24 protein-coding genes, 1 tRNA gene and 2 pseudogenes are annotated in these 24754 nt (G+C 66.0%); 16 read left to right on the top strand and 11 right to left on the bottom strand.

The features are described from left to right. Positions 1 to 7 precede the first annotated feature (7 nt). Positions 8 to 898, top strand: a complete 891-nt coding sequence (gene mtnP / locus HLAC_RS02095; protein ID WP_012659663.1) for an S-methyl-5'-thioadenosine phosphorylase — start codon at positions 8 to 10, stop codon at positions 896 to 898. 107 nt (positions 899 to 1005) lie between these two features. Next, a complete protein-coding gene (gene ubaA, locus HLAC_RS02090; RefSeq protein WP_012659662.1) occupies positions 1006 to 1818 on the top strand; it encodes an SAMP-activating enzyme E1 in 813 nt (270 codons plus the stop codon). A gap of 1 nt (position 1819) precedes the next feature. Here the strand turns inward: ubaA and HLAC_RS02085 are convergent, their stop codons facing one another. Further along, positions 1820 to 2251, bottom strand: a complete 432-nt coding sequence (locus HLAC_RS02085; protein WP_012659661.1) for a DUF7577 domain-containing protein — start codon at positions 2249 to 2251, stop codon at positions 1820 to 1822. Positions 2252 to 2352: 101 nt separating this feature from the next. On the opposite strand from HLAC_RS02085, the gene HLAC_RS02080 reads away from it, so the two are divergent. The 7 genes and pseudogenes from HLAC_RS02080 to HLAC_RS02055 all read left to right on the top strand — a co-directional run bounded on the left by HLAC_RS02080 (position 2353) and on the right by HLAC_RS02055 (position 7391). Next, entirely contained in the window at positions 2353 to 2733 is a 381-nt protein-coding gene (locus HLAC_RS02080; RefSeq protein WP_012659660.1) for a Rid family detoxifying hydrolase, read from the top strand. After that, on the top strand, positions 2734 to 3033 hold the full coding sequence (locus HLAC_RS02075; protein WP_012659659.1) for a DUF7981 family protein: 300 nt from the start codon (positions 2734 to 2736) through the stop codon (positions 3031 to 3033). It begins immediately after the preceding gene. Positions 3034 to 3060: 27 nt separating this feature from the next. Further along, positions 3061 to 3142 (top strand) — tRNA-Ser (locus HLAC_RS02070). A gap of 256 nt (positions 3143 to 3398) precedes the next feature. Beyond that, positions 3399 to 3566 (top strand): hypothetical protein, encoded by a 168-nt coding sequence (locus HLAC_RS19165; RefSeq protein ID WP_012659658.1) that lies wholly within the window; start codon positions 3399 to 3401, stop codon positions 3564 to 3566. Positions 3567 to 3942: 376 nt separating this feature from the next. Next, a complete protein-coding gene (gene thsB / locus HLAC_RS02065; protein ID WP_012659657.1) occupies positions 3943 to 5589 on the top strand; it encodes a thermosome subunit beta in 1647 nt (548 codons plus the stop codon). Between the two features lie 149 nt (positions 5590 to 5738). Next, positions 5739 to 6119, top strand: a complete 381-nt coding sequence (gene tnpA / locus HLAC_RS02060; RefSeq protein WP_012659656.1) for an IS200/IS605-like element ISHla16 family transposase — start codon at positions 5739 to 5741, stop codon at positions 6117 to 6119. Further along, positions 6116 to 7391: pseudogene (locus tag HLAC_RS02055) on the top strand (RNA-guided endonuclease InsQ/TnpB family protein). The gene tnpA and the pseudogene HLAC_RS02055 overlap by 4 nt, the downstream one beginning before the upstream one ends. Before the next feature lie 644 nt (positions 7392 to 8035). On the opposite strand, the gene HLAC_RS02050 reads toward HLAC_RS02055, so the two are convergent. The 3 genes and pseudogenes from HLAC_RS02050 to HLAC_RS19925 form a co-directional block, all read right to left on the bottom strand. Further along, the gene (locus HLAC_RS02050) at positions 8036 to 8626 is read right to left on the bottom strand and encodes a 50S ribosomal protein L15e (protein WP_012659654.1); all 591 of its coding nucleotides are present in this window, start codon (positions 8624 to 8626) and stop codon (positions 8036 to 8038) included. Between the two features lie 472 nt (positions 8627 to 9098). Then, on the bottom strand, positions 9099 to 11099 hold the full coding sequence (locus tag HLAC_RS19480) for a BGTF surface domain-containing protein (protein ID WP_049933142.1): 2001 nt from the start codon (positions 11097 to 11099) through the stop codon (positions 9099 to 9101). Between the two features lie 1092 nt (positions 11100 to 12191). Continuing rightward, a pseudogene (locus HLAC_RS19925) lies at positions 12192 to 12290 on the bottom strand (surface glycoprotein); the annotation flags it as partial. 731 nt (positions 12291 to 13021) lie between these two features. Between HLAC_RS19925 and HLAC_RS02035 the strand changes: the two are divergent. Together HLAC_RS02035 and HLAC_RS02030 are read left to right on the top strand one after the other, a co-directional pair. Continuing rightward, positions 13022 to 13255 (top strand): ribbon-helix-helix domain-containing protein, encoded by a 234-nt coding sequence (locus HLAC_RS02035; RefSeq protein WP_012659652.1) that lies wholly within the window; start codon positions 13022 to 13024, stop codon positions 13253 to 13255. Next, positions 13248 to 13973, top strand: coding sequence for a queuosine precursor transporter (locus HLAC_RS02030; RefSeq protein WP_012659651.1), 726 nt, complete (start codon positions 13248 to 13250; stop codon positions 13971 to 13973). The genes HLAC_RS02035 and HLAC_RS02030 overlap by 8 nt, the downstream gene beginning before the upstream one ends. A gap of 83 nt (positions 13974 to 14056) precedes the next feature. On the opposite strand, the gene HLAC_RS02025 is transcribed toward HLAC_RS02030, so the two are convergent. Further along, positions 14057 to 15286 (bottom strand): beta propeller repeat protein, encoded by a 1230-nt coding sequence (locus HLAC_RS02025; protein WP_012659650.1) that lies wholly within the window; start codon positions 15284 to 15286, stop codon positions 14057 to 14059. Positions 15287 to 15367: 81 nt separating this feature from the next. Between HLAC_RS02025 and HLAC_RS02020 the strand changes: the two genes are divergently transcribed. Continuing rightward, on the top strand, positions 15368 to 16099 hold the full coding sequence (locus HLAC_RS02020; protein WP_012659649.1) for a DUF5781 family protein: 732 nt from the start codon (positions 15368 to 15370) through the stop codon (positions 16097 to 16099). A gap of 315 nt (positions 16100 to 16414) precedes the next feature. Here the strand turns inward: HLAC_RS02020 and HLAC_RS02015 are convergent, their stop codons facing one another. Further along, positions 16415 to 17809: a hemolysin family protein gene (locus HLAC_RS02015; protein WP_012659648.1), complete on the bottom strand. Its 1395-nt coding sequence runs from the start codon at positions 17807 to 17809 to the stop codon at positions 16415 to 16417. Between the two features lie 197 nt (positions 17810 to 18006). Here HLAC_RS02015 and HLAC_RS02010 point away from each other — a divergent pair, with 197 nt between their 5' ends. From HLAC_RS02010 to HLAC_RS02000, 3 genes are all read left to right on the top strand, one after another. Beyond that, a complete protein-coding gene (locus tag HLAC_RS02010; protein ID WP_012659647.1) occupies positions 18007 to 18267 on the top strand; it encodes a glutathione S-transferase N-terminal domain-containing protein in 261 nt (86 codons plus the stop codon). A 1-nt stretch (position 18268) separates the two neighbouring features. After that, positions 18269 to 18778 carry a redoxin domain-containing protein gene (locus HLAC_RS02005; RefSeq protein WP_012659646.1) on the top strand — a complete coding sequence of 170 codons (510 nt, stop codon included), beginning with the start codon at positions 18269 to 18271 and terminating at the stop codon, positions 18776 to 18778. A gap of 80 nt (positions 18779 to 18858) precedes the next feature. After that, on the top strand, positions 18859 to 19458 hold the full coding sequence (locus tag HLAC_RS02000; RefSeq protein WP_012659645.1) for an L-threonylcarbamoyladenylate synthase: 600 nt from the start codon (positions 18859 to 18861) through the stop codon (positions 19456 to 19458). A gap of 40 nt (positions 19459 to 19498) precedes the next feature. Here the strand turns inward: HLAC_RS02000 and HLAC_RS01995 are convergent, their stop codons facing one another. Further along, on the bottom strand, positions 19499 to 19765 hold the full coding sequence (locus HLAC_RS01995; RefSeq protein ID WP_012659644.1) for an HAH_0734 family protein: 267 nt from the start codon (positions 19763 to 19765) through the stop codon (positions 19499 to 19501). A gap of 190 nt (positions 19766 to 19955) precedes the next feature. Between HLAC_RS01995 and HLAC_RS01990 the strand changes: the two genes are divergently transcribed. Beyond that, the gene (locus HLAC_RS01990) at positions 19956 to 20909 is read left to right on the top strand and encodes an AAA family ATPase (RefSeq protein WP_012659643.1); all 954 of its coding nucleotides are present in this window, start codon (positions 19956 to 19958) and stop codon (positions 20907 to 20909) included. Positions 20910 to 20967: 58 nt separating this feature from the next. Here HLAC_RS01990 and HLAC_RS01985 read toward each other — a convergent pair whose 3' ends face one another. Genes HLAC_RS01985 through HLAC_RS01970 form a run of 4 tightly spaced genes read right to left on the bottom strand, consistent with a single transcriptional unit; the run spans position 20968 to position 24744 of the window. Then, positions 20968 to 21717, bottom strand: a complete 750-nt coding sequence (locus HLAC_RS01985; protein WP_012659642.1) for a DUF7519 family protein — start codon at positions 21715 to 21717, stop codon at positions 20968 to 20970. Continuing rightward, positions 21714 to 23231 (bottom strand): DUF58 domain-containing protein, encoded by a 1518-nt coding sequence (locus tag HLAC_RS01980; RefSeq protein ID WP_012659641.1) that lies wholly within the window; start codon positions 23229 to 23231, stop codon positions 21714 to 21716. Before HLAC_RS01980 ends, HLAC_RS01985 begins: the two co-directional genes overlap by 4 nt. Beyond that, complete coding sequence (locus HLAC_RS01975) at positions 23228 to 24061, bottom strand: DUF7269 family protein (RefSeq protein ID WP_012659640.1); 834 nt, start codon at positions 24059 to 24061, stop codon at positions 23228 to 23230. The genes HLAC_RS01980 and HLAC_RS01975 overlap by 4 nt, the downstream gene beginning before the upstream one ends. Continuing rightward, entirely contained in the window at positions 24058 to 24744 is a 687-nt protein-coding gene (locus HLAC_RS01970) for a DUF4129 domain-containing protein (RefSeq protein WP_012659639.1), read from the bottom strand. Before HLAC_RS01970 ends, HLAC_RS01975 begins: the two co-directional genes overlap by 4 nt. Between the last annotated feature and the right edge of the window lie 10 nt (positions 24745 to 24754).

The following is a 24754-nucleotide window of genomic DNA, read 5'->3' as shown; positions in this document are numbered from 1 at the left end:
TCCGGGTATGAGCACCATCGGCTTTATCGGCGGCAGCGGCATCTACGAGGCGCTGCCCCTGAACGACGTGCGCGAGGTCGAGTACGACACGCCCTACGGCGAGCCCAGCGACGCGATCACGATCGGCGAGTTCGGGGACACGGGGAAGGAAGTGGCCTTCCTCCCGCGGCACGGCTCGAACCACGGCGTCTCGCCCACCGACCTCCCCTACCGCGCGAACATGTACGCTCTTAAAAAGGCGGGCGTCACGCACATCTTCGCGTCGAACGCGGTGGGGAGCCTGAAAGCGGAACTGGAGCCCGGCACGCTCGTCGTTCCCGATCAGATCTACGACCGGACGAAGCACCGCGACCTCTCCTTTTACGGCGACGGCGTCGTCGTCCACCAGCCGTTCGCGGACCCGTACAGCCCCGAGCTGGTCGATCACCTCACCGAGGCCGCGGAGTCGGCCGTCGGCGGCGACGGGGAGGGTGACACCGCCGACGACACGAACGTCGTGAAGGGCGGCACCTACGTCTGCATCGAGGGCCCGCAGTACTCGACGCGTGCGGAGTCGGAGTTTTACAAGAGTCAAGGGTGGGACCTGGTCGGCATGACCGCGATCCCGGAGGCGAAGCTCGCCCGCGAGGCGGAGATCGCGTACGCGACGATCGCCGGCGTCACCGACTACGACGTGTGGAAGGCGGACAGCGAGGTGACGCTCGCGGAGGTACTGGAGAACGCCGAACAGAATCAGAAGGCGATCAAAGCCGCCGTCGAGGAGGCCGTGCGGACGCTCCCGGACGGCTTGGAGTGCGACGCCCACACATCGCTCGAAGGCACCGTCAACACGCCTACTGAAGCGATCCCGGAGGACACCCGCGAGCGCGTCGAGCCGCTGCTGGGCGACTACTTATAAACCGTCCGCGGGGCGTCGAACACCTCGAACGCCTCGAACACCCCCAAACATCGGAACGGCAGAGAGACGGGAACACGATTATACCGATTCACCGCCCATATTCACCCATGAGTCTCTCGCTCGACGCTGACCAACTCGACCGGTACTCCAGACACGTGATCATGGACGAGGTCGGCCCGGAGGGGCAAAAGCGCCTCCTCGACGGACGCGCGCTCGTGGTCGGCGCCGGCGGGCTCGGCGCGCCGGTCATCCAGTACCTCGCGGCCGCGGGCGTCGGCACAATCGGGATCGTCGACGGCGACGTGGTCGAGCGCTCGAACCTCCAGCGGCAGGTGATCCACGGCGACGCCGACGTGGGCGAGCCGAAGGTCGAGTCGGCGGCGCGGTACGTCGACCGGCTCAATCCCGACATCGACGTGGAGACGTACGAGACGCGGCTCGACGAGGGGAACGTCCGCGACCTGCTCGCCGGCTACGACCTCGTCGTCGACTGCGCGGACAACTTCCGGACTCGATACGTTGTCAACGACGCCGCCCGGATCGAGGGGCTTCCCGTGGTCCACGGCGCGATCTACAAGTTCGAGGGGCAGGCGACGACGCTCGTTCCCGACGGCCCCTGTTACCGGTGTCTGTTCCCGGAGGCGCCGGAACCGGGGACGGTGCCCGACTGTGCGACGACCGGCGTGCTCGGTGTGTTGCCTGGGACGGTCGGGTGCATTCAAGCCACCGAGGCGATCAAACTCCTGCTCGACACGGGTGAGACGCTCGACGGGCGCGTGCTCTTCTACGACGCGATGGACATGACCTTCGAATCCGTGCCGTACCGGCGCAACCCCGACTGCCCGGTCTGTGGCGACGACGGCATCGAGACGATCGAGGGGATCGACTACTCGGGCGGGTGTCGCGTCGACGCGGACTGATTCACAGCGACCGGTTCGTCATCGCCGCCCCCGCGGTCCCGTCGGACCCGTCGTCGACGAAGCCGGAGCGGACGCACCAGCGGCAGTACTGGTAGCCCGTCCGGTTCGCCGCGCCGCAGTGCCGACAGACGACCGTCTCGCCGTCGGTGTCGAGCGGGGGCGGGTCGCCCGTCGGCTCCGACTCTCCCGCGTTCACCGTGAAGTCCGTCGCGCCGTCGCGGGGCGGGTCCGGGCCGGGCTCGGGCTCGCGGTCGGGCCCACGGTCGCTGTCCCGCTCTAACTCGGCCGTCGAGTCCTCGGGAACCTCGCGCGCCGACCCGAGGAAGTCGGCCGGATCGCGGTCCCCGCGCGTGAACAGCCACGCGAACGCGAGATTGATCAAGGCCACCGCGCCGAGGATCGCGACGACCGGGGCGATGTCTGCTCCCGTCATATGCCGTGTGTTAGCACGCAAAGGATATAGGGGCAACGGTGGTGTGGAGAGAGACGCGTTCCCCGGGCACTCTTAGGGACGCCAGTCGAAGGCGAACGCGTATGAAGGAGACAGTTCACACCGACGCGGCCCCCGCGGCGGTCGGCGCGTACAGTCAGGCGACGACGAACGGCGACCTCGTGTTCACAGCTGGCCAGATCCCGCTGACGCCGGACGGCGACCTCCTCGACGACGCGTCGATCGCCGAACAGACCGAGCAGGCCCTCGACAACCTCGTGGCCGTGCTCGACGAGGCGGGCGCAGATCCGGCGGACGTGCTCAAAACGACCGTCTTCCTCGCCGACATCGACGACTTCGACGAGATGAACGAGACGTACGCGGGCTACTTCGAGGAATCGCCGCCCGCCCGGTCGGCCGTGCAGGCCGGCGCGCTCCCGAAGGGCGTCGGCGTCGAGATCGAGGCCGTCGCCGTCGCCGAGTAGATGGCCGACGGGGCCAATGGGGCCGACAGGGCCGACGAACAAGAGAGGGACGGGAACGAAGGGACCGCGGGCTCGCCCGGTGTCTCGGCGACCCGTCCGGCGAGGGCGCGATCCGCCGCCCTGTGGGGACTTGTCGGCGGGTTCGCGTTCCTCGTGCTCGCGCAGGGGTACCTGCTCGTCGACGGCGATCTCCCCTTCGGGTACGTCGGGCTGTTCGCGCTCGCGGGAACGATCGTCGTCGCGTCCGGCGGGATCGCGTACGCGACCGAGTACCGACTCCACGCGAAAAGAAGGACTTAACAGTCCCACCGAATTATCTCAGACCGAGCCAGGATGGCCGAGTGGTAAGGCGCACGCCTGGAAAGCGTGTTCCCTTCTGGGATCGGGGGTTCAAATCCCTCTCCTGGCGTTTTTGTTGTCGCAACAACGAACGAGGAGCGGAGCGACGAGTGAGTTCTGCGACAGCAAAAGCACCAGCGGATTTGAACCAGGGAGTGACGCGAGCGGAGCGAGCGGAACGACTGGGGCTCAACTCCCTTCGTCTGGCGCTTTTTGAGGATCTCGCACTCATAGCCCGGCGCAGCGGTGCCATTCGGTCACGTCACAGACGTTTCGATACACCGACACAAGACTCATTAGTATGGGTAGTGTTGACATGGATGACGATGCCAGACACGAAAGCAGGTCGCGAGCGGAAAGGGAGAAACAAGCGCCGGCAGTTAGAGAGCCGCCTCAACCGACGTGAGCTCGACGCCGCCGACGAACCACCGGAACCGACGCTCGACGAGATCGACTCGCAGTACCTCACCGGGAGCGACGAGCGCGACCGGTGACCGCTCGCGGGCGACCGCACGTTTCCGTTCTCGTTCGGTAATTCACACCGAAACACCGATAGCGACGTCGCAAAAGCGACATCCGACAGCGACATCCGACAGCGACGTTCGACAATAACACGCTCGACAGTAGCGGCTCGCAACGCCTCGAACGGACACTCATCGATCGGCGCAAATGAATATATAAACGACCCGCATGGGGGTATACAATCGTGATAAAGTTGCATGCTAACTATACACACAAATGTCGTTCGAAAGCCGCGGAGTCTGGCGGTTTTTGGCCTGTTCGTGTACGGTTCCGCGATCTCGATCGAACAGCAATCAACGACACATTTATATAGAATCACAATCAATCAAACGTTGTATGAGCCAGCGAATGCAGCAGGGTCAGCCGATGATCATCATGGGCGACGACGCCCAGCGCGTCAAGGACAAGGACGCACAGGAGTACAACATCTCCGCGGCGCGCGGCGTCGCCGAATCCGTACGTTCGACGCTCGGGCCGAAAGGGATGGACAAGATGCTCGTCGACTCGACGGGCGGCGTCACCATCACGAACGATGGCGTCACCATCCTGCAGACGATGGACATCGACAACCCGACCGCCGAGATGATCGTCGAAGTCGCCCAGACTCAGGAGGACGAGGCCGGCGACGGCACGACGAGCGCGGTCGCGATCGCGGGCGAGCTCCTGAAGAACGCCGAGGACCTTCTCGAACAGGATATTCACCCGACGGCCGTCATCAAGGGCTTCAACCTCGCGAGCGAGTACGCCCGCGAGCAGGTCGACGAGGTCGCCACACAGGTCGACCCCGACGACACCGAGACCCTGAAAAGCGTCGCCGAGACGTCGATGACCGGCAAGGGCGCGGAGCTCGATAAGGACACCCTCGCTGACCTCGTCGTCCGCGCGATTCAGGGCGTCACCGTCGAGGCCGACGACGGCTCGCACGTCGTCGATCTGGCGAACCTCAACATCGAGACGCGCACCGGCCGCGCGGCCGGACAGTCCCGCCTGCTCTCGGGTGCCGTCATCGACAAGGACCCGGTCCACGAGGACATGCCGACCGACTTCGAGGACGCGAACGTCCTCCTCCTCAACGACCCGATCGAGGTCGAGGAGGCCGACGTTGACACCGCCGTCAACGTCGAGTCGCCCGACCAGCTCCAGCGCTTCCTCGATCAGGAAGAAGAGCAGCTCCGCGACAAAGTCGACAAAATCGTCGAATCTGGCGCCGACGTGGTCTTCTGTCAGAAGGGGATCGACGACCTCGCCCAGCACTACCTCGCGAAGGAGGGCATCCTCGCCGTCCGCCGGACGAAGAAGTCCGACCTGACCTTCCTCAAGAACGTCCTCGGCGCGCCCATCGTCAGCGACCTCGATTCGCTCACCGCCGACGACCTCGCGATCGGTACGGTCAGCCGTGACACCGAGGAGGGGCTGTTCTACGTCGAGGGCGAGGACGCCCACGGCGTCACCCTCCTGCTGTACGGCACCACCGAGCACGTCGTCGACGAGCTCGAACGCGGCATCCAGGACGCCATCGACGTGGTCTCGACGACCGTCTCCGACGGGCGGACGCTCCCCGGCGGCGGCGCCATCGAGGTCGAGCTCGCGAGCCGTCTGCGCGACTACGCCGACACCGTCTCGGGCCGCGAGCAGCTCGCCGTCGAGGCGTTCGCCGACTCGCTCGAACTGATCCCCCGCGTGCTCGCCGAGAACGCCGGGCTCGACGCCATCGACCTGCTCGTCGACCTCCGCGCGGCCCACGAGGCCGGCGACACCGAGGCCGGACTGAACGTCTTCTCCGGCGAAGTCGAGAACACGACCGAGGCCGGCGTCGTCGAGACGGCTCACGCGAAAGAGCAGGCGATCGCCTCCGCCGCCGAGGCCGCGAACCTCGTGCTGAAAATCGACGACATCATCTCTGCGGGCGACCTGTCGACCGGCGGCGACGGCGACGAGGGCGGCGCCCCCGCCGGCGGCATGGGCGGCATGGGCGGTATGGGCGGTGCGATGTAACCACTCGGTAGGTTACGGAAAATTCGAGGCGAAAGCCTCGCCCTTCAGGGCGGGGATGAAGCCGACCAACAGTATTCAACCGCCGACGATGGCATAGACGGGGTTTCCAACGCAATCATTAACCCGTCCGACCGTGATAGTATGCATAGATGGTGAAGAGTACCCGTCACGCGAAATACGAACTCTACTACCACATAGTGTTCGTGCCGAAATATCGGCGTTCGCACCTGACGGGGAAGACGAAGGAACGTCTCGAATCCATCTTCGCGGAAATCTGTGAGGACAAGGGCCTCGAACTGGCCGAGTCCGAGGTCATGCCCGACCACGTACACCTGTTCATCGGGAGTCCACCGAAGAACGCCCCGTCGCTCATCGTCAACTGGGTGAAGGGCATCTCCGCCCGCAAGTACAACCAGCGGTACGACGACCGCGTGAAGTGGACTCGTTCGTACTACGTCGGAACAGCGGGAAGCGCCTCGAAGGGCGCTGTCGAACAGTACATCGCTGAACAGGAGGGTGACGACGAATGAAGCGTGCCAACACTTTTGAGGTCGTGCCACAGACCGAGAACGACAAAGAGTGCCTCCTACGGCTACTCGATGCATCCGCTTCTCTGTGGAACGAACTGACCTACGAACGTCGTCAGAACTACTTCGGTGACGGCGACGTGTGGGACACTCCCGAGTACCGAGGACGCTACAACGGCGTCGTCGGAAGCGCGACTGTTCAACAGGTCACGCGCAAGAACAGCGAAGCGTGGCGGTCGTTCTTCGCCCTCAAGGAGAAAGGCGAGTACGCCAACCCACCGTCGTACTGGGGCAACGAGGAGGACGGACGCGAACTCCGTACCTACATCCGATGCAACCAGTACACGATTGAGTGGGGGAAACGTAGCCGTCTCGAAATCCCTGTCGGGCAAGAACTGAAAGACGAATACGGACTCGGCTACCACGAACGACTCCGCCTCGAAGTCCGAGGCAACCCGAAGTGGGACGGCAAACAGGGTCGTCTGGAACTTGAGTACGACGAGGTTAGCGACACGTTCAGGGCTTTTCAACCAGTCACCGTACCTGATTCTCGACTGGATTCACCACTGGCTTCGGAAGAAGCCGCCCTCGACGTTGGAGCGAACAATCTCGTCGCGTGTTCCACGACTACTGGGAACCAGTACCTCTACGACGGTCGTGAGTTGTTCGGACGGTTCCGCGAGACGACAGACGAAATCGCCCCGCCTACAGTCGAAACTCCGAGAGGGTCGCTACTCCTCGAATCGGATTCGACGGCTGTACCGACAGCGGACGAAGCGTCGTGACCATGCACAGAACGCGCTGGTGCGCGACCTCGTTGAACGGCTGTACGATGAGGGCGTGGCGACGGTGTACGTGGGCGACCTGACAGACGTGCTGGAAGCGCATTGGTCGGTCAGGGTGAACGAGAAGACGCACAACTTCTGGGCGTTCAAGAAGTTCATCCACCGTCTCGCGTGCGTCTGTGAGGAGTACGGCATCAGCCTCGAAACCGAGTCGGAAGCGTGGACGAGTCAGACGTGTCCCGAGTGTGGCGACCACGAGAAGACGGTTCGCCACGAGGATACGCTGACGTGTCCATGTGGCTTCGAGGGGCACGCCGACCTCACGGCGTCAGAGACGTTCCTTCGGGAAAACAGCAATTGCGAAATCAGGCCGATGGCACGGCCCGTGCGATTCGAGTGGGACGACCACGACTGGTCGGGGAAACTATACCCTCACGAAAGTCCCAAAGAAGTGCGCACGAACCCGCAAGTTGCCTCCGTGGGTCGGTAGCCGAACCCTCAACGGAGGAATCCTCGCGCTTTAGCGCGGGGAGGATGTCAATTACACTCTCGAGACGCCTCGTTCCGACCGCGCACCGCAATCGAACACGCACGCTCGCGTTCTCCGGTTTCGTTTTTTTGGCGCTGTTGAAGCCCGTAGCAGTCGGGTCAGTTGTTCCAGCAGCGGTCAGTACAAGAACAGCGACGATCACTTATAAAGAACGAGGCGGTGGCGTCGCCGGTGCGAGGGAGTCGGCCACCCGGAGCAACGCGGAGGGTGGCCGACGAGGCTGGGGAGGTGTGAGGTGCGGAGCGGTGCTGTGCGGGGTGGGGTGGGACTCAAAGGGGCAGCCGGCGAGGACGGCGCAGGCGACGTAAGGACCGCAGGGAACGAGCAGAGCGAGTGACTGAGGACCGCAGCGAGCGTGCGCCGTCCTCGCCGGCTGGGGCTTTGGAGACCTTCACCGTCGATCCGCTGGAAGCCACTTATAAGCGAGCGACTGGGACTTTGGAGAAGTCCACCGCGGGGTTGTCGATCACGACAGCCGCAGCGCTCGTCACTCGCTCACCACAGCCGGGGATCGCTTCGACGACATCGACGTCGCCACTACGCGACTGATACACGAAGAGAAGTCGGTCGGAACCGCAGCGGGCTTACTTGCCCTGCCGGTCGTTGCCGGTGACGCTCGGGCGGGTCTTCTCCGTACCCGTGCCGCGCGTGCGCTGGCCGCGACCCTTGGTGCCGGCGGAGGTGAGCCCGCGGAACGCGCGCCCCTTGTGGTCGTCCGAGGCGATCCAGCCGAGATCGCCGTCGTTCTCGATCGCGGGGTGGTTCGGGTCCACCAGGATCACTTCGTGCCACTTCTGGGAGCCGTCCTCACCGACCCAGTAGGAGTTGAGCACGCGGAGGTTCCGGTACTTGCGCGAGGCGCGCTCCTCCGAGATGCGCTGGATCGACTTGCGGCGCGAGAGCCGGTTGACACCCTGCCGCTTCGAGCGGCGGCCGGCCTTGTGTCGCTGCTTGCGCGAGCCGCCCTTGCGGACGCTCACGCGGGCGACGACGACGCCCTGCTTCGCCTTGTAGCCCAGCTCGCGGGCCTTGTCCAGGCGGGTGGGGCGCTCGATGCGCTCGATGGCGCCCTCGTCGCGCCACTCCTGTTTGCGCTGCCACTGTAGCTCTGCGAGTTTCCCCTCCTTGGGGGACCGCCACGCCTCCTTGATGTGCGAGTAGAAACTTCGTGCCATATGTTGTCCGCGGACGGTTGCGATTCAGCCGCGAAGCGGCCACATGTCGTCTCGTCCCGGGGCGCGGCGTCGACGGCCATCGCGGCGTCGAAGCCGGCTCCGGCGGCGAGTGCCCGCTGTGTCCGCACCAGCGAGTTACCCGTATTTCCCGCGGTTCGCCCTTAACCGCTTCGCAACGGCGGTCGCGTGGGGAATGGTGGCACTCGGCGATCGGTCAGGGTCGGGTGTCGGCGACGTCGTCGACGCCGAAGTGCTCGCGAGATCGACTCGATCGTGTCGTCGTCGTCGTCGAGTCCGTGATCGCGGCGAGCGTCGCGAGTCGGGTCTCGATCCCGAGCCCGACACCGCGTCGTGCGGGCGGCGCTGCGCGGCGCCGTCGCTCACCGGTCGAGGCGGAGCGTCATAAAGAAAAACCGCAAGGAGTCGGCCCGTGAGGGCCGGTGGTTAGCGAGTGTGAAGCGTCGCAGGTGCGTTACTCGTTACGCCGCGTCGCGAGGAGCGCAGCCGCGATGAGGGCGACGAGAGCGACGAGCGCACCGAAGCCGGGCGTGCCGTCTTCGGAGTCGCCGCCGTCGTCACCGCCGTCGGAGCCGTCGGATCCATCGTCGGAGCCGTCGTCACCGTCGTCGGTTCCGTCGTCACCATCGTCGGTGCCGTCGTCACCGTCAGTGACGTTGCCGTCGTCACCATCGTCACCGTCGGTAACGTTACCGTCGTCACCGTCGTCACCGTCGGTCACGTTGCCGTCGTCACCATCGTCGGTACCGTCATCGACTGCTTCGATGACCGTACCGTCGACGGACGGGTTCTCGTCAAGGCCCGTCTGCCGGACCGTGAACGTGTACTCGTCACCGACCGAGGTGTCACTGAAGTCGAATTCAGTCATCCACGTGCCGTCAGCGTTGACACGCACGCCCTCGCTCGTCTCGATGAACGAGGGACTCGTACCAGACGCCGAGCGGAGGCGGACGTTCACTTCAGTACCGGGCGCAACGTTCGAGGTGCCCGAGACGGCCTGACCCTCAGCGTTCGTCACGTTGTAAGGGTCCTGGTCGAACTCGAATTCACGCTCTGCCACGTCGAAGGAAGCGGTCACGCTCTGGTAGTACTCGTTGGTGAGCTCGTTCGTCGAGAGAGCGTCACGGTCCGAGTCAGACGGGTTGAGGAGGCGATCGTCCTGCACGCGGAAGCGTGCGTCGAACGCTTCGCCATCCTCAGCCGACGTGTCGTCGAGGTCGTAGACGACGTAGTAGTTGTTCGTCTCCTCGTCTGCGAAGACCGTCATGTTACCCAGGATGTTGCTCTGCAGTTCAGCGGGATCCTGGTTGGCGGTCGTCGAGGCCTGAGTCTGACGGACACGCAGGCTGAGCGCACCGTCGTTGGTGCCGATACCCGCGCCGGTGTCGGTCACTGCAGTGCCGATACCCGCGCCGGTGTCGGTCACTGCATCGTTAAGCGCGGTGGTCGGGTCGTCGTCGTACTGCGCGAGGAGGCCGGACAGGCCGGACGCCTCGATCTGGTGGATGACGTAGTCGCCCTCGGCGATCGTGCTCGCCTGGGTCACGTTGTCACCCTCAATCTGGGAGTTCAGCTCTTCGAGCCCGTCCTCATCGTCGGCATCTGCTGCGTCGACGATGTCAGTGACGGTGCCTTCAGAGGTCGTCCAGATCTGCTGGTTCGTCGTCGCGCGCTGTTCGAGCACGAGCGTCCCGATCGTGTCGGGATCGTCCAGCGTATCGTCGTAGTCGCTCGACGTACTCACCGAGAGCGTGTAGTCGCCATCGGAGAGGACGTCGGAAATCTGGTTCTGCTGGAAGTTGTCGAGCTCAGCGTCCGTGTCGTCCGGGTTCGCGAGCTCAAAGACCGTCCCGTTACCGGAGCTACCCGCGGCGTAGCTGTTGAACAGGACGTTCACTTCGTCTTCGCCGTTCGAGTCAATCGTGATGTTACCCTGGTAGCCAACATCGTCTTCGTCGCCGACGAGGAGCGTACCAGTTTCAGCGGTACCGTCAAAGGTGACGGTGATGTTCGCGACGTCACCCTGCTGTTCGGTGACGATGCTCTCGCCACCAAGGGTGAGTTCACCCTCGCCGAGCTCGGTCACTTCGATCGAGTCGGTGTCGGAGGCCGTAGTGTCCTCGACGTCGAAGTCGAAGGAGTAGTTGCCGCCGTCAACATCAGTGAAGTTCGCAACGAAGGCTTCGCCGTCCTGGACGTCCTCGATGAGCACCGTGTCATCGTCGCCGTCGTCGAGGCCGGTTGCGCTCTCGTCGTCGAAGATGTTCTCGAGTTCTTCTTCGGAGAGCTCGCTGTCGTCAAGGTCGCCGCTCACTTCAACGTCGAATTCGCTACGCAGCGATGCAACGTCGACGTCGATCTTCTCGTCGTTGTTCGCTTCATCCTCAGCAAACTCTGCCGAGAGGTCCTGCGTGAGAACTTGCGCCTCAGCGATGTCGGATACACCAAGAACCATCCTGAACTCTCCGTCAGTACCAGCGCCGGCCGTTCCGGCTGCTAGGAGCCCGTTAGACGTCCGAAGGACGTATTCGGCTTCACCACGGAGACGATCCGTTTCGATGGAGATCGTCCGATCACCGCTAACGGTGAGGGAGCGGGCTAGTCGCGTGTTGGTCGCGTACCCGTTACCATTGCGGTTAGTGACCTCTCGCACGGTGACCTCGTCACCGGGAGCAACATTGCTGCCACTAAGGTCAACAGTAACTGTCTGACCTTCCCAGAGCTGCGAACCGTCCCAATCACTATCGGTGATGATATCCGCATCAGAATCATCGACAGTGGCGGTACCATCAGCCTGAACGTTATTTAAGCTGGCCTCGAATCCGCTCGTACCGTTGTCGGCGTCAGCCGCCAACACAGCATGGAACTGGATCTCGTCGCCAGCACCGGAAGCGATTCCCTGACTGTCCAGATTGACACCCGTGAAGGTTGTGGGGTCTGCGTCTGTGGTAGCCGAAGTGGGATCGACAACAGTCGAATTATCGTTTCCAGTGATGAAGAGTGAAACTTCATCACCGGCGACCGGAGTGTTAGCCGGGTGCGAGACTGTGAAATCCGCGGAGTTCACATTGTCTTCGGTGAGCGGTGCGTCAAGGCTGACATCCTCAGCGGAGTAAACCTCGAAGTTAGCAATCGTGGAATCCGTTTCAGTGCCTGCACCAACGCTGTAGCTCAGCCGGTTTGTAGTACCGGCGGGACCTTCAACATTGCTGAGGTCGTGCTCGAAGGAGGCAGTGACTGTTGCGACGTCGTCTCCTGCGGTGGTACCTTTGACTTGGAACTCGAGAACGTTCGTGCTCTCGTCAAACTCCGAGCCGAGGAGGTTAACATTACCAGTCGTACTGGGGGAGATGGTTACGTCCTGTAGCGACGGAACAGCTTCCACGTCTGCCGCCTCAGAGAGGTCGACAGTCACGTTGTCGCTGGCATTGTCGCTAATTGTAACCTTTACCTGTACGTCCTGCTCTGACGAGTCGAACCCAGCCGTCACGGGTTCGGCGGCCGCAGAGTCGATGGTACTGTTTGTACCATCAAGGTCGGCTGCTGCCGGAGCAGCAGCGAAACCAATTGCGACCATGGAGACGACCATGATCGCCGCGAAGAAGACCGCACTGGCCTTCTTACGTGTATTATTGTCGTTTGTCATTGTGTGTTGTGTTTCGCATCGACCACAGCAGCTTTCCCGTCACCTTCGATCCACGCCCGATCTTCGTCGCCGCCAACATCATCATCAAATTGCGACCGGACTCGGTTCTCGGTACTTAGTACTGCAGTCATTTGGGTAGGGGTTGCAAGCGAAACATACAGCGGTCAATATAAATGCTTTGTGGGGTATTCATCGTGTGTTAACCCGTAACAACCACGCGAGAAGGCCTGAGGCGGACGATCTCTGTTTAAGCCGGGATTACCGGACAGCGGATCGTGGTATAAAGGCTCGCGATCGAACGGGCTGTGACCGCGATCGACCCCGAACAAATGCCGGATCGCCGCGAATCCGCGTCGGCGATGCTTGCGCGCAGTGGGGACTGGGAACCTCCCTGTGCGTCGACACCGCCCAGCCGCCGGGTATTTAGGGCGGTCGGGGACGTAGATACTCCCGGGTGCGCCCGGACGCGCCACCGCCTCGGGTAGGGGGTCGCGTCCGGCCGCGCCACACGCTCCCTTTCGACGCCGGAACCGCGCGAATTTGCTGCGCGTTCCGGGCGTCGACGGCGACTCCCCCGGTCGCCCGCCCGCGATCGACACCGAGACCCGCAGAGGCACACGCCGCGAACGCGGCCCGCGTGTCGGGTCCGGTCGGATCGGGGGTGACTGCAATACTCCCTGACGAATACTCGGATACTAACACTCATACGTCCGCGCCGGAGACGGAGCGGTATGCCAAAGATCAGCGTCGAGATCCCGGGCGAACTGCTCGACGACCTCGACGGCCACGTCGGCGACGACGGAAAGTTCGTGAACCGCAGCGACGCCGTCCGCGCGTCGATCCGCAAGACCCTCGACGTGCTCGACGAGATCGACGCGCGCCACGACCGACTCGCCGACGAGGCGGCCGAGGGCGCCGCCGACGCCACCGACCGCGACGACCCCGCCGGAGGCGACGATGAGTGAGGGGACGGCTCGGGCCGCCGGCGGCGAGGGGCCGTTCGCGGCCGACCCGCTCGACCGCTCCGCGGTGGCCGCGGTCGGGCTGATCACCCTGTTCGTCGTCGCGCTCGCCACCGCACAGCTCACCGCCGCGAAGGTGATCGCCCTCCCGCTCCCGTTCGCGCTCCCAGTGGTCGGCCCCGAGATCACGCTGCCGGGCGCCGCGCTCGCGTACGCGCTCACGTTCCTCGCGTCCGACTGCTACGCCGAGCTGTACGGCCGCCGCGCCACGCAGGTGGTCGTCAACGTCGCCTTCCTCGCGAACTTCCTCGTGCTCGCGCTCGTCTGGTCCACCCTCGCCGCGCCCGGGATCGACCCCGAGATCGCGGCCGCCTTCGACACCGCGCTCGGCCCCGCGGCCAACGTCGTCGCCGGGAGCCTGCTCGCGTACGTCGTGAGCCAGAACTGGGACGTGGTCGTCTTCCACGCGATCCGCGACCGCACCGGCCGCGGCATGCTGTGGCTGCGCAACATCGCGTCGACCGCCAGCAGTCAGGCCATCGACACCGCGATCTTCGTCGGCGTCGCGTTCTACGCCGCCCCCCTCGTGCTCGGCTCCGGGGACCCGCTCCCGGCGAGCGTCCTCCTCGCGCTCGGCCTCGGCCAGTACCTCCTCAAACTCGCGATCGCCGTCCTCGACACCCCGATCGTCTACCTCGTCGTCGGCGCCGTCCGCGAGTAGTCCCGGAGCCGGACCGCTCCGGTTCGTTCCGATTCGATCCGCCGATTCGTTTTCGTTTTCGTGTTCTTCGTGTTCTTCGTGTTCTACTCGATCGCGAGCGCCCGCGCGGGCGAGGCGGGCAGGTCCGCGGGAACCCGCTCGAACGACTCGCCGGCGTCGCGGGTCCGGTAGAGCCCCTCGTTGTGCACCGCCCACATCGTCCCGTCCGCCCGCCCGCTCGCGAGGACCGCCCGGTACGTTCCCTCGCCGGTCGGGATCCCCCGGTCGTCGAGGCGTTCGAAGCGGGGGCCCGAGTCGGACGCGGCGCTCCGGCCATTCCCTCCGTCTCCCCGATCATCTCCTCGGCCATTTTCCCGATCATCCCCCCGATCGTCTCTCCGACTGTCTCCACCCACAGATCGTCGGTAGAGGTACGCCTCGCCGCGGCTGTGCGCCGCACCCGCTCCCGAGGCCGCGCTCACGAGCGCCGTCTCCGGGTCGCCGGGGTCGACCGCGAGCCCCCAGACGTACCCGTGATCGAGCCCGCGGTCGACGACCCGCCACGAGTCGCCGCGGTCGCCGCTCTCCGCGAATCCGTCGCCCGCGGCCGCGTACACCAGATTCGGCGCGTCCGGGTGGGTCGCGAGCGCGTGGTTGTCCCGACGTGAGCCCTCGGGTCGGTCGACCCACGTTTCCCCGCCGTCCGGCGTCACGACCAGCGCCCCGGCCTCCACGCCCACGAACCACCGCTCCGGGTCGGCCGGACACGGCTCGATCCACCGGACGTGGTGGGTGTCGGGTCGAGGCGGGAACGACCACTCGGACGCGGAGGGGACCTCGGTCAGCCCCCCGATTCGCTCGACGGTCTCGCCGCCGTCCGTCGACCGATACACCCGCGAGGGTTCCGTTCCGATCCAGACGACCTCGGGGTCGTGCGGGCTCGTCGCGACCGCGGTGACCGCCTCGGATCCGGACCCGCCCGGACCGAGGCTCTCGGTGGCGACGCGCTCGAAGGACCCTCCGCCGTCGGTCGAGCGGAACAGCCCCGCGTCGAACGTCCCGGCGAGCACGCGGGCCCCGGCGGACCGGTCTCTCTTGGACCCGTCTCCCCTGCTCTCGTCTCCCCTGCTCTCGTCTCCCCCACTCCCGTCTCCCCCACTCCCGTCGCCGTCGATACACTCGCCGTCGCCGCCCGTCCCACCGGACTCGGTGCCACCCGAAACGACCGAGAGACACTCGACCGCGCGGTCCGCCAGCCGGTGTGAGACCGTCCCCGTCTCGGGGTCGACGATCCGGAGCCCATCGTCGTAGGCCGCGTAAACGCGTGTCTCCATGGTTCGGCGTTCGACGCGCGGCAACAAAAGCCTTCGACGGACGCAAGAGACTTACCCGACGCTCCCGTGAGAACTATACGCATGGATCTCCGCGTGCAGGGGGATGTCCCCCCCGACCCGTTTCTCGGCGCCGCCGACCTGTTCGAGACCGAGTGGTCCCTCGACGACCCGGTTCACGTGAAAGTGCGCGAGGACCCCGACGAGCGGACGTGGGCCGGCCACTACGACGGCTACCACGTCCTGAACGTCTCGAAGCGCGCCGCCACCAGCGCGATGGCCCGCGAGCTCGCCGTCCACGAGCTGTCGCACATGGCCCGCTACGAGGAGGGGCACGCCTCTCACGTCCAGTCGACCGAGGAGGCGCTGTACCTCGGGCTCTCCGGCGAGACGGTGGAGCGCCGCAAGCTCGCGCACTGTTACCAGATCGCGAACCACATGAAGGATATCTACGCCGACGACATCACGCTCTCGGTCGCGCCTGCAGACAAGCTCCTCGGCTTCCTCGAATCGACCCTCGCGGCCGCCGTCGCCGACCGCCCCGAGGTCTCCCGGGACGGCGCCCCGCCGGTCACGGCCGGCGCGGACCCAGAGATCACCGCGGTCAACGCCGCATTCGCGCTCGCCCTCGTCGAGCGCCACGACATCGCCGGCCCGAACCACCGTATCTACGACCTCGCGCGTGCGGCCGGCAGCGACACCGACGCCGTCGACGTCGACGCGTTCAAGGAGCGGTTCCTCGCGCTCGGCCCCGACCCCTCCGAGAGCGACTACCGGAAGGCGCTCGTCGCGGCCGCCCGCGCGTACGCGGTTTAAAAGTCAAAAACGCGCTGAGAGCCGGTTTCGGATCGTGTCGATGAACGACGGAGTCGACAGACCGCGACGGCCGCTTATAAATCGAAATGCGGTCGGCGCGCGCGCCTGTGAGCGCCCATCGGGCGCGAAGAGCACACGCGAGGTCGTCGCGGCTGGGGCTTTGGAGATGTTCATGGTCGGTCCGCTGACAACAACGTATCGGCGATCGACTGGGGCTCTCGATACCTTCACTGCGGAGTCACCGTCAGCCGTTTATAAATAATCGACCGAATCAGCAGAACTCCTCACCGCTTTCCCACTGGTCGCGTCCGACTCTCACTCCGCGTCGTTCGGAGGCGCCTCGGGCTCGCCGCTCGACTCGAGCGCGTCGTCCTCGGCGACCACGTCGGCCGCCTCCGCGCCGTCGAGCACGGTGACCCGCGCGGACATGATCCGGGTGTTGTCCACGCGCTCGATCCGGATCCGGATCTCGTCGAACTCGATCTCCTCGCCCTCCTCGACGAGGCGCCCGGCGCGGTTGAACACGAAGCCGGCGAGCGTCTCGAACTCCTCGCCCTCGGGGAGGTCGATCCCGAGCATCTCGTTGACCTCGTCGATGTTTACCTCGCCCTGCACGACGGCGACGTTGTCTTCTAAGAACTCCACCGGAGCCTCCTCGTCGCCCTCCAAGATCTCGCCGACGATCTCCTCGACCATGTCCTCTAAGGTGATGATCCCCTCCGTGGTCCCGAACTCGTCGATGACGGTGACCATCTGGAGGCGGTTGTCCTGCATCTCCGCGAGCAGCTCGTCCGCGTTCTTCGACTCGGGGACGTGCAGCGTCGGCTTCACGACGCGCTCCAGCGACGGCTCACCCTCGGAGTAGCGCAGTTCGCGGACGAGATCCCGGACGGTCACCACGCCGATGATGTTGTCGAGGTTCCCCTCGTAGACGGGGACGCGCTCGTGGTCCGCTTGGATGCACGTCTCGATCGCCTCCTCGACCGAGGACTCCTTCGCCACCGCGGTGACGTCGAGACGGGGCGTCATCACCTCCTTGGCGATGGTGTTGTTGAATCGGAAGATGCGGTCGAGCATCTCGCGTTCCTCCTCCTCGATGACGCCCTCGCGTTCGCCCGTCTCGATGATGTCTTGGATCTCGTCACGGGTGACGTACGTCGACTCGATGGCGGCCGAGCCACCGATGATCTTGTTGATACCCTTGACGATGTAATCGAAGAGGACGACGAGCGGGTACAACGCGTACTCGGAGAGCTTCAGCGGGCGGGCGATCCGGAGCGCCCACGACTCGGTGTTCTCGACGGCGTACGACTTCGGCGCGCTCTCGCCGAAGATCAACACGAGCGTCGTGATGCCGAACGTCGTCGCCAGCACCGACTCCCCCCGCGAGAGGTAGATCCCGAACAGCGCGGTCGCGATGGAGGTCATCGCCACGTTGACGATGTTGTTGCCGACGAGGATCGTCACCAACAGGCGATGGGGGTTCTGTTTCATGCCGCGGATCGTCTCTGCCCCTTTTACGCCCTCGTCGACGAGGCTGTCGACGCGGTGTTGCGGTAGCGAGAACATCGCGATCTCCGACGAGGAGAAGAACGCCGACAGCCCGATCAAAAAGAGGATCGCGGCGACGCCGAGAGCGAGCACGACGCCGTCGCCGGGCATCGGTATCTGGAGGAGGTCGGCCACCGGCACGCTAGACGACAAGCCCATATTCGTTTGTGTTCCGTCGCCCCGCGATTAAAGCGTTCCCTTCGGATACCCGCTGTGCCGGCTGAGCATCGAGCACGCACGAGCACTCTCGGTACCCTCAGGCGATCAACGAACACCGAAACGAGCGGTTCGCGGGGTCGCCTCCCCGGAGTACCGCCGTCGACACGATTACCCGTCTCGCCGGCGAACGGCGGGACATGAGCGAATCACCGATCACCCTGTACCGACTGCAGGCGTGTCCCTACTGCGAGCGCGTCGTTCGCATGCTGAACGAACTCGACCTGGAGTACCGGTCGCGGTACGTCGAGCCGATGCACTCCGAGCGCAACGTCGTCAAGCGCGTCTCCGGCGCCCGCAGCGTGCCGGCGATCGTCGACCCCGAGACGGGCGTGACGATGTCCGAGAGCGCGAACATCGTGGAGTACCTGGAGTCCACCTACGCCGAGGGAGGTGCCTGAGATGGTCGACTTCGACGTCGTCTCGCTGCCCGAGACGGACCACGTCGCCGAGGGCGACGCGGCGCCGGATTTCACCCGACCGCTCGTCGGCGAGGAGTACTGGGAGGACCGCGCGCTCAGCGAGGCCGTCGACGGGCCGACGCTCCTGCTGTTCCACCCGATGGACGGCGCCTTTCAGGCGACGTATCTCTACAACACGATCGACGACCACGGCTGGGCCGACGACCTGGACATCCTCGGCGTCTCGATCTCGACACCGTACGCCCACAAGCGCCTGCTCGCCGAGCGCGCCGACGGCGTCCGGATCTTCTCCGACCCCGGCGCGGACGTGATCGATGCGTACGGCCTCGCACACGATATCGACGGCATGACCGGGATCGCCGAGACGCGCCCGGCCGTCTTCCTCCTCGACGCCGACCGCACCGTCGAGTACGCGTGGGTCGCAAGCGAACACCCCGAGTTCCCCGACGCCGAGGCCATCGGCGGCGCGATCGATCGGCTCGTCGACTGATCCGGAGCGGCACTCCCGGCTGTCCGCACGCTATTCCCCCACACGTCACCCTTTTTCGCGACCGTCACGAACGGATTCCCGTGACAAAGGACACTGACACCCTCCGACGAGCGGCCGAGGCGGTCGCCGACGGCGACCTCGTGGTCTACCCGACGGAGACGGTGTACGGGCTCGGCGGCGACGCCCTCGATCCCACTGCCGTCGAACGGGTGTTCGATTTAAAAGGGCGGGAGCGTTCGAACCCGCTCTCGCTCGGCGTCCCGAGCGTCGACGCCGCGCTCCGCTACACGAAGCCCACCGAGTTCGCGGTCGCGTTCGCCCGGGCGTTCCTCCCCGGCCCAGTAACCGTGGTCGTCGAGCGCGGCGACCCGGTCCCGGACGCGCTCACCGCCGGGAGCGACCGCGTCGGCGTGCGCGTTCCCGACCATCCGATCGCCCGCGACCTGCTTCGTGAGACCGGACCGCTCACCGCGACGAGCGCGAACGTCTCCGGGCGCGGGAGCGTCACGCACCCCGACGACCTCGACGACCGGATCCGCGAAGGCGTCGCGGTCGTCATCGACGACGGCGAGACGCCCGGCACCGAGAGCACCGTGGTCGACCCCGACGCGAGGACGATTCACCGTCGCGGCGCGATGGCCGGCGCGATCGAGGCGTGGCTGGACGATCCGCCGGTATAGGGAGGAGGAACCAATACGAACCCGCAGAAATACGGCGCCGTTAGACCGACAGCTCGCCCTTCGCTTTGATCACATCGAGCTCCTCGGCGTCGACCGTGTCGACGTCGAGCCAGTGGGGGACGTACTCGCGTTTGTCGTAGGCCTCGCGCTCGTCTTCGGTGCCGACGGTACACCAGAGCTGGGGTTCGTCCGGGCCGTGCCAGCCGCCCTGGACGTTAATTCCGAAACACACCAGCTCCTCGCCGTCGTACTCGATCACCGCGTCCCGCCGGATCCCGGGGTCGCCGCGAATGATGAGGTGTTGCATACTCGGTCGTTTGCGGCTTCTGTGCTTAATCGCTTCGGTACGACGGATCCGTGGCCTCGAAAACCGATGAGAGTGCTTCGACAAATCCATGTGAGACGACACCACACGTTCGACCGAAGCGGCAGGTTAGGCTGACCGAACCCGCGTTTAGCAGGACCATAACCAACGGGCCGACGTCTCTCCGATCGGTATGGATCCTGCGACTGTGCAGCAACGAAGTGACCAAATCCTCGACGGGATCGCCTCGGTCGTGGTCAGCGAGCGATCGACGCTGAAGACGGTTCTCGTCGGGTTGCTCTCCGACGGCCACATCCTGCTCGAGGACGTCCCGGGAACCGGAAAGACGCTCACGGCTCGGTCGTTCGCGAACGCGGTCGACGTCTCCTTTTCGCGGGTCCAGTTCACCCCCGACCTGTTACCGTCTGACGTCATCGGCTCGAACGTCTTCGACGAGAAAACACAGAGCTTCGAGTTCCAGCCCGGGCCCGTGTTCGCGAACGTCGTGCTCGCGGACGAGATCAACCGAGCCCCGCCGAAGACCCAGGCGGCGCTCCTCGAGGCGATGGAGGAGGGCCAGGTCACCGTCGACGGCGAGACCCATCCCCTCCCCGACCCGTTCGTCGTCATCGCCACGCAGAACCCCGTCGAGATGGAGGGGACCTTCGAACTCCCGGCCGCCCAGAAAGACCGATTCATCGTCAAGACCAGCCTCGGCTACCCCGACCGAGCCGGCGAGCTCGAACTGATCGACCGCCGCGCGGGCCGCCAGGCCTCCTCGCCATCGGTCCGGACGGTCTGCTCGCTTGACACGCTCACTCAGCTCCGGCGCGCTCCGGAGTCGATCCGCGTGGAGGACGGCGTTCGGCAGTACCTCGTCGACGTCGCCCGCGCGACGCGAACGGACGAGCGCGTGAACACGGGCGTGTCGCCGCGGGGTATCCAGCGGTTCTTCGAGGTCGTGAGAACCCACGCCGCGCTCATGGGTCGGAGCTACGCGACGCCAGACGACGTGAAGGCGATGGCGCCGCCCGCGTTGTCCCACCGGATAGTGGTGACCCCCGACGCGCGCGTCTCGGGCGTCTCGACGACGGAGATCGTCGACGATATTCTCTCGGAGATACCGATGCCGCAGCTGCGGGCCTGAGCGTTACGACTGCACCCCCCCATCGTTCCCGGCCGACCCGCCAACCGGCGAGCGCGGACTATCGATTGGAGCCGAGGACCAGAACCACGCTGCCGACGATGAGCGCGACGAGCGCGCCGAACGGGAGGCCGTCGATGTCGAGACGGGCCACCCCGAGTACGACCACGACGGCGCCCGCGCCCACGCTCGCGGCGACTCCCACGTGAGCGAGTTCGGCCCGAACGGTCCTCGCACCGCGCTGACCGCCGATCTGTCCACCGACGGACACGGCGTTCTCGGCCGCGTCCCGCGCGACGATCGTCGCGAGCGCCGCGAGCAGGAGCGCGGTGGTGCCCACCCCCTGTGTCACCCCCGTCACGAGCACGCCGAGGAACACGAAGCCGGCGCCGAGATCTATCAGGGCCCGACTCCACCGGAACCGGACCGGCGCAAGCGCCGCGGAGAGCGTCCACATACCCACAATCCCGGGAAGCAACTCGACCCGGTGGGTGACCTGCGGGGACTGCGTGGCCGCCTGTCCCACCGCGACGAGAACGACGAGACCTCCACCGAGCGCGATCAGCGCACCCAGAGCCCGGAGGGCCGTCCCACCGTGACGAACGAGTCGTGCACCGATCCCGAAGGCGAGGGCGCCGCCGACGGCAAGCCGAAGGATCTCCCGCTGGAGGGCCGTGTCGGCGACGAGCGCCACGGCAACGCCGCCGGCAGCGAGGGCAACGACGCTGCTCGTGATCGCCGGTCGGCGAACGAACCGAGCGGTTGCTCCGTCGGGTACCGTCGCCGGTCCCGTCGCATCTGACGCCGTCATCGACCCCACCCCTCGACGGCCGCCATCGCCGCGCCCAGCGGTTGGGTGGGTGTCCAGTCGACGACGGGAATACCGGCGTTCCGTAGCATGCTCAGCCGATGCGTTCGCTCCAGCCGGGCGAGCCGTCCCCCCGCGGTCTCCGTCGTGGTGACGTCCGGACTGACAACCCTGACGGCGGTCCCACCGCTCTCGAACCGCTGGGCGATGCGGGAGGCCTCGTCGTCACACAGCGGCGTGATCAACACGACCTGTGTGTTCGCCCCGATCTCGGCCCGAATTCTGGACAGCTGGGTGTCGACCGGGACGGCCCCGTCGGGCCCGTCGGCCCCATCACCTCTCGTCACCCAACCGCCGTCCGGTCCGTCCCCAGCGACGGATCCGGGCAGAGCTGTTCCGCCCTCACGATCGGTCGTGCGTGCCGTTTCCGGCGGATCCAGCCCGAAGGCCGGATCCGTCGCCAGCCGACGGTGGAACCGGCTGGCGTGATCGGGACCGTTCCGGGTCGGAAGCACGCAAACGTGCCGTCCGAACCCGGCGAGGCCGACCTGGTGATTCGCGTCGAACAGCGCGTCGCCGATTCGGCCGGCGGCGTCGACAGCGAGCGCGACCGCGTGGGGTTCGGTCGCGTCCGCGGCTCGATACGACGCGGGTCGTGCATCCACGCACACCACTACCTCTGCGAGCCGTTCGGTGCGGAACGTCATCGAGGTGAGTTCGCCCGTCCGCGCGTATCGTCGCCAGTCGATCCGGTTCGCGGGGTCCCCGCGCCGGTACTCCTCGACGGAGTGGAACTCGATCCCCTCGCCCCCGTCGTCAGTGACCAGCGGGCCCGGATGGTGACCGGTCTGGGCGCGTAGCGGGACGGTCGGGATCTCCGCTTCGCACTCGAAGGAACTGGCCGCAGTGAGTGAGAGTTCGACCTCTACCGACCCGCTCGCGTCGCGACAGAGCACGGTCGTCGGCTGGAACGCGTGACGACCCGGGCGCGCCCGGAGCTCGTAGCGTATCGTCACCTCACCACCCGGGAGCAGCGCCGTCGCACATCGCGGCGATCCGTCCGAGACCGAGAGCATCGCCGGGGGTCCGTCGACGACTCGGACGTCGGCGAGCGCTGAGTCTCCCTCGTTCGTGATCGTCGTCCGCACGGACACCCACTCCCCGTCCGCCGGCGACGCCGGATCTATTTCCCGTCGGACGGACAGATCGGGGTTGGGAGTCGCGGTGAGACGCGGGTAGGCGACGTACGCGCCGGTGAGAGCGCCGACCAGCAACAACGGAGGCCGTTTCGCGAGGACGCCGATCGCCACCGCGAGAAGCGTGACGGCGGCGATCCCCCGCCAGCGGCCGGTCCACCGAACTGCTGACGGTCGGTTCGTCTCGGACGCCGGTTCGGCTGTGGCCCCGCCGTCGGTTCTGGCCGCGGAGCCCCACCGGGATCCCCCGTCGACTGCGGTTCGTTCGGGACGCTCTGAACCACCGAGACAGCGACGGAGAGCGGCGATATCGGGCGTCACTGGGCTCCCTCCTGCGCTGTCGATCGCTCGTCCGAGCGGCGGTCCGAAGCTCGGTTGGCGTCCCGATCCGCGTCCCGGTCGGTACCCCGGCCCGAGTTCCGAACGGTTGCCGCAGTCAGGTCCTCGTTCCCGTCCCGATCACTACCCCGGACCACCGATCTCTTGCCGGTCGTCTTCGCCAGGATGGCGTCAACGGTACGATCGGCCGGATCGCCGTCACGGGTAACCTCCAAAGCGGAGAGGGTACCGCCCAGGACCCCGCGTCCGGACGCGGAGAGGGAGGATGCGGCGACGGAGTCGTTCGTCCAGGTCCCCTCGTCGACACGACGCTCGGCGTCGGTCCGCGAACAGCCCTCCGCGCGCATCGTCGCGCGGACCGCCGCCTCCCGGAGCCGACGGCGACGGTCGGTTGCCGAGCGAGTGGAGCGGAACCGACGCAGTCGTCCACCACCGGCGTGGTCGAACGACGCACCGGGATACGACGCCGTCAGGACGCCCTCGACGGCCGGCGGCGTCGCCTCGCTGACGCCGCGGACGCGCTGTGCCGCCACGAGGAGTAACGCGAGGACGACCGCCAGAAGACCGAACACTGCCAGCACCACGTAATCGCTCCCGAGGGCTTCGATCGCCGCGTCGATCCGGAGCACGCCCTCAGTCTCCGGATCGAAGGCGACGAGCAGTCCGACACCGAGCGTCGCGACCCCCACCAGGAGAAGCAGGACGCGGGCCACTCGACCGAGGCGGGCGAGCAGCCCCCCAGCGCCGATTCGGCGTGTATCCGCATCGCTCGAGTCGGTCGCGGGGTCGCGATCGACGGTTCGGTCGGTCATTTCACGTCGTCCTCCAGCGCGCGGAGCCCGTCGCGAGCCCGGTCGGCCTCCGCGTCGACCGAGCGTCCGCCGTAGTGCACGTGCTCGAACGCGGAGACGATCGACTCGACGGCGTCGCGATCGACGCCTCGAACGCGAGCGAGCGCGCGGCACTCGTCTGGGGTCGTCGTCTCGGGTCGATTCGGGTTCAGCCGGCGTATCAGCTCCACCCAGGCCCGGTCCACGTCGTGTTCGGGGGTCGTTCCGGGCCAGCGTTCAGCCGTCGGTCGCGACTCGGTGGCAGGGGTCGTTCGGGAGTCGCGCCCGAAGAGGTCGGCCAGAAGGTCACGGTACCGATACGCCAGCGCGGCCACCGCCAGAACCGCCGCGATCGGGAGGAGGAGACGGAAGAGTCGACTCAACAGCGCGATCAGGCGATCGAAGAGCGAGCGGTCATCGGTCGCGGATCCCGTGGCGTCGGTGGAACCGCTACCGCCCCCACCGTCGCTCTCCCCGCCTCCGCCCTCGATGGACTCCTGAATCGCGGCCGCGTCGTCCTGGCCTATCGGCAGGCTCTCCCAGTTCGGGTTTATCTCCTCGTCCGGATCGGTCGTCAGGCTCGTCTCCAGCGTCGTTGACGCGACGCTCAGCGACGTGATCGCCAACAGCGCTATCAGCGCCGGTAGGAGTTGTGACCGATTCATAACGCGAGAG

The organism is Halorubrum lacusprofundi ATCC 49239, assembly GCF_000022205.1.
GTDB lineage: Archaea > Halobacteriota > Halobacteria > Halobacteriales > Haloferacaceae > Halorubrum > Halorubrum lacusprofundi.
This window is presented reverse-complemented; position numbering and strand designations above follow the sequence as displayed.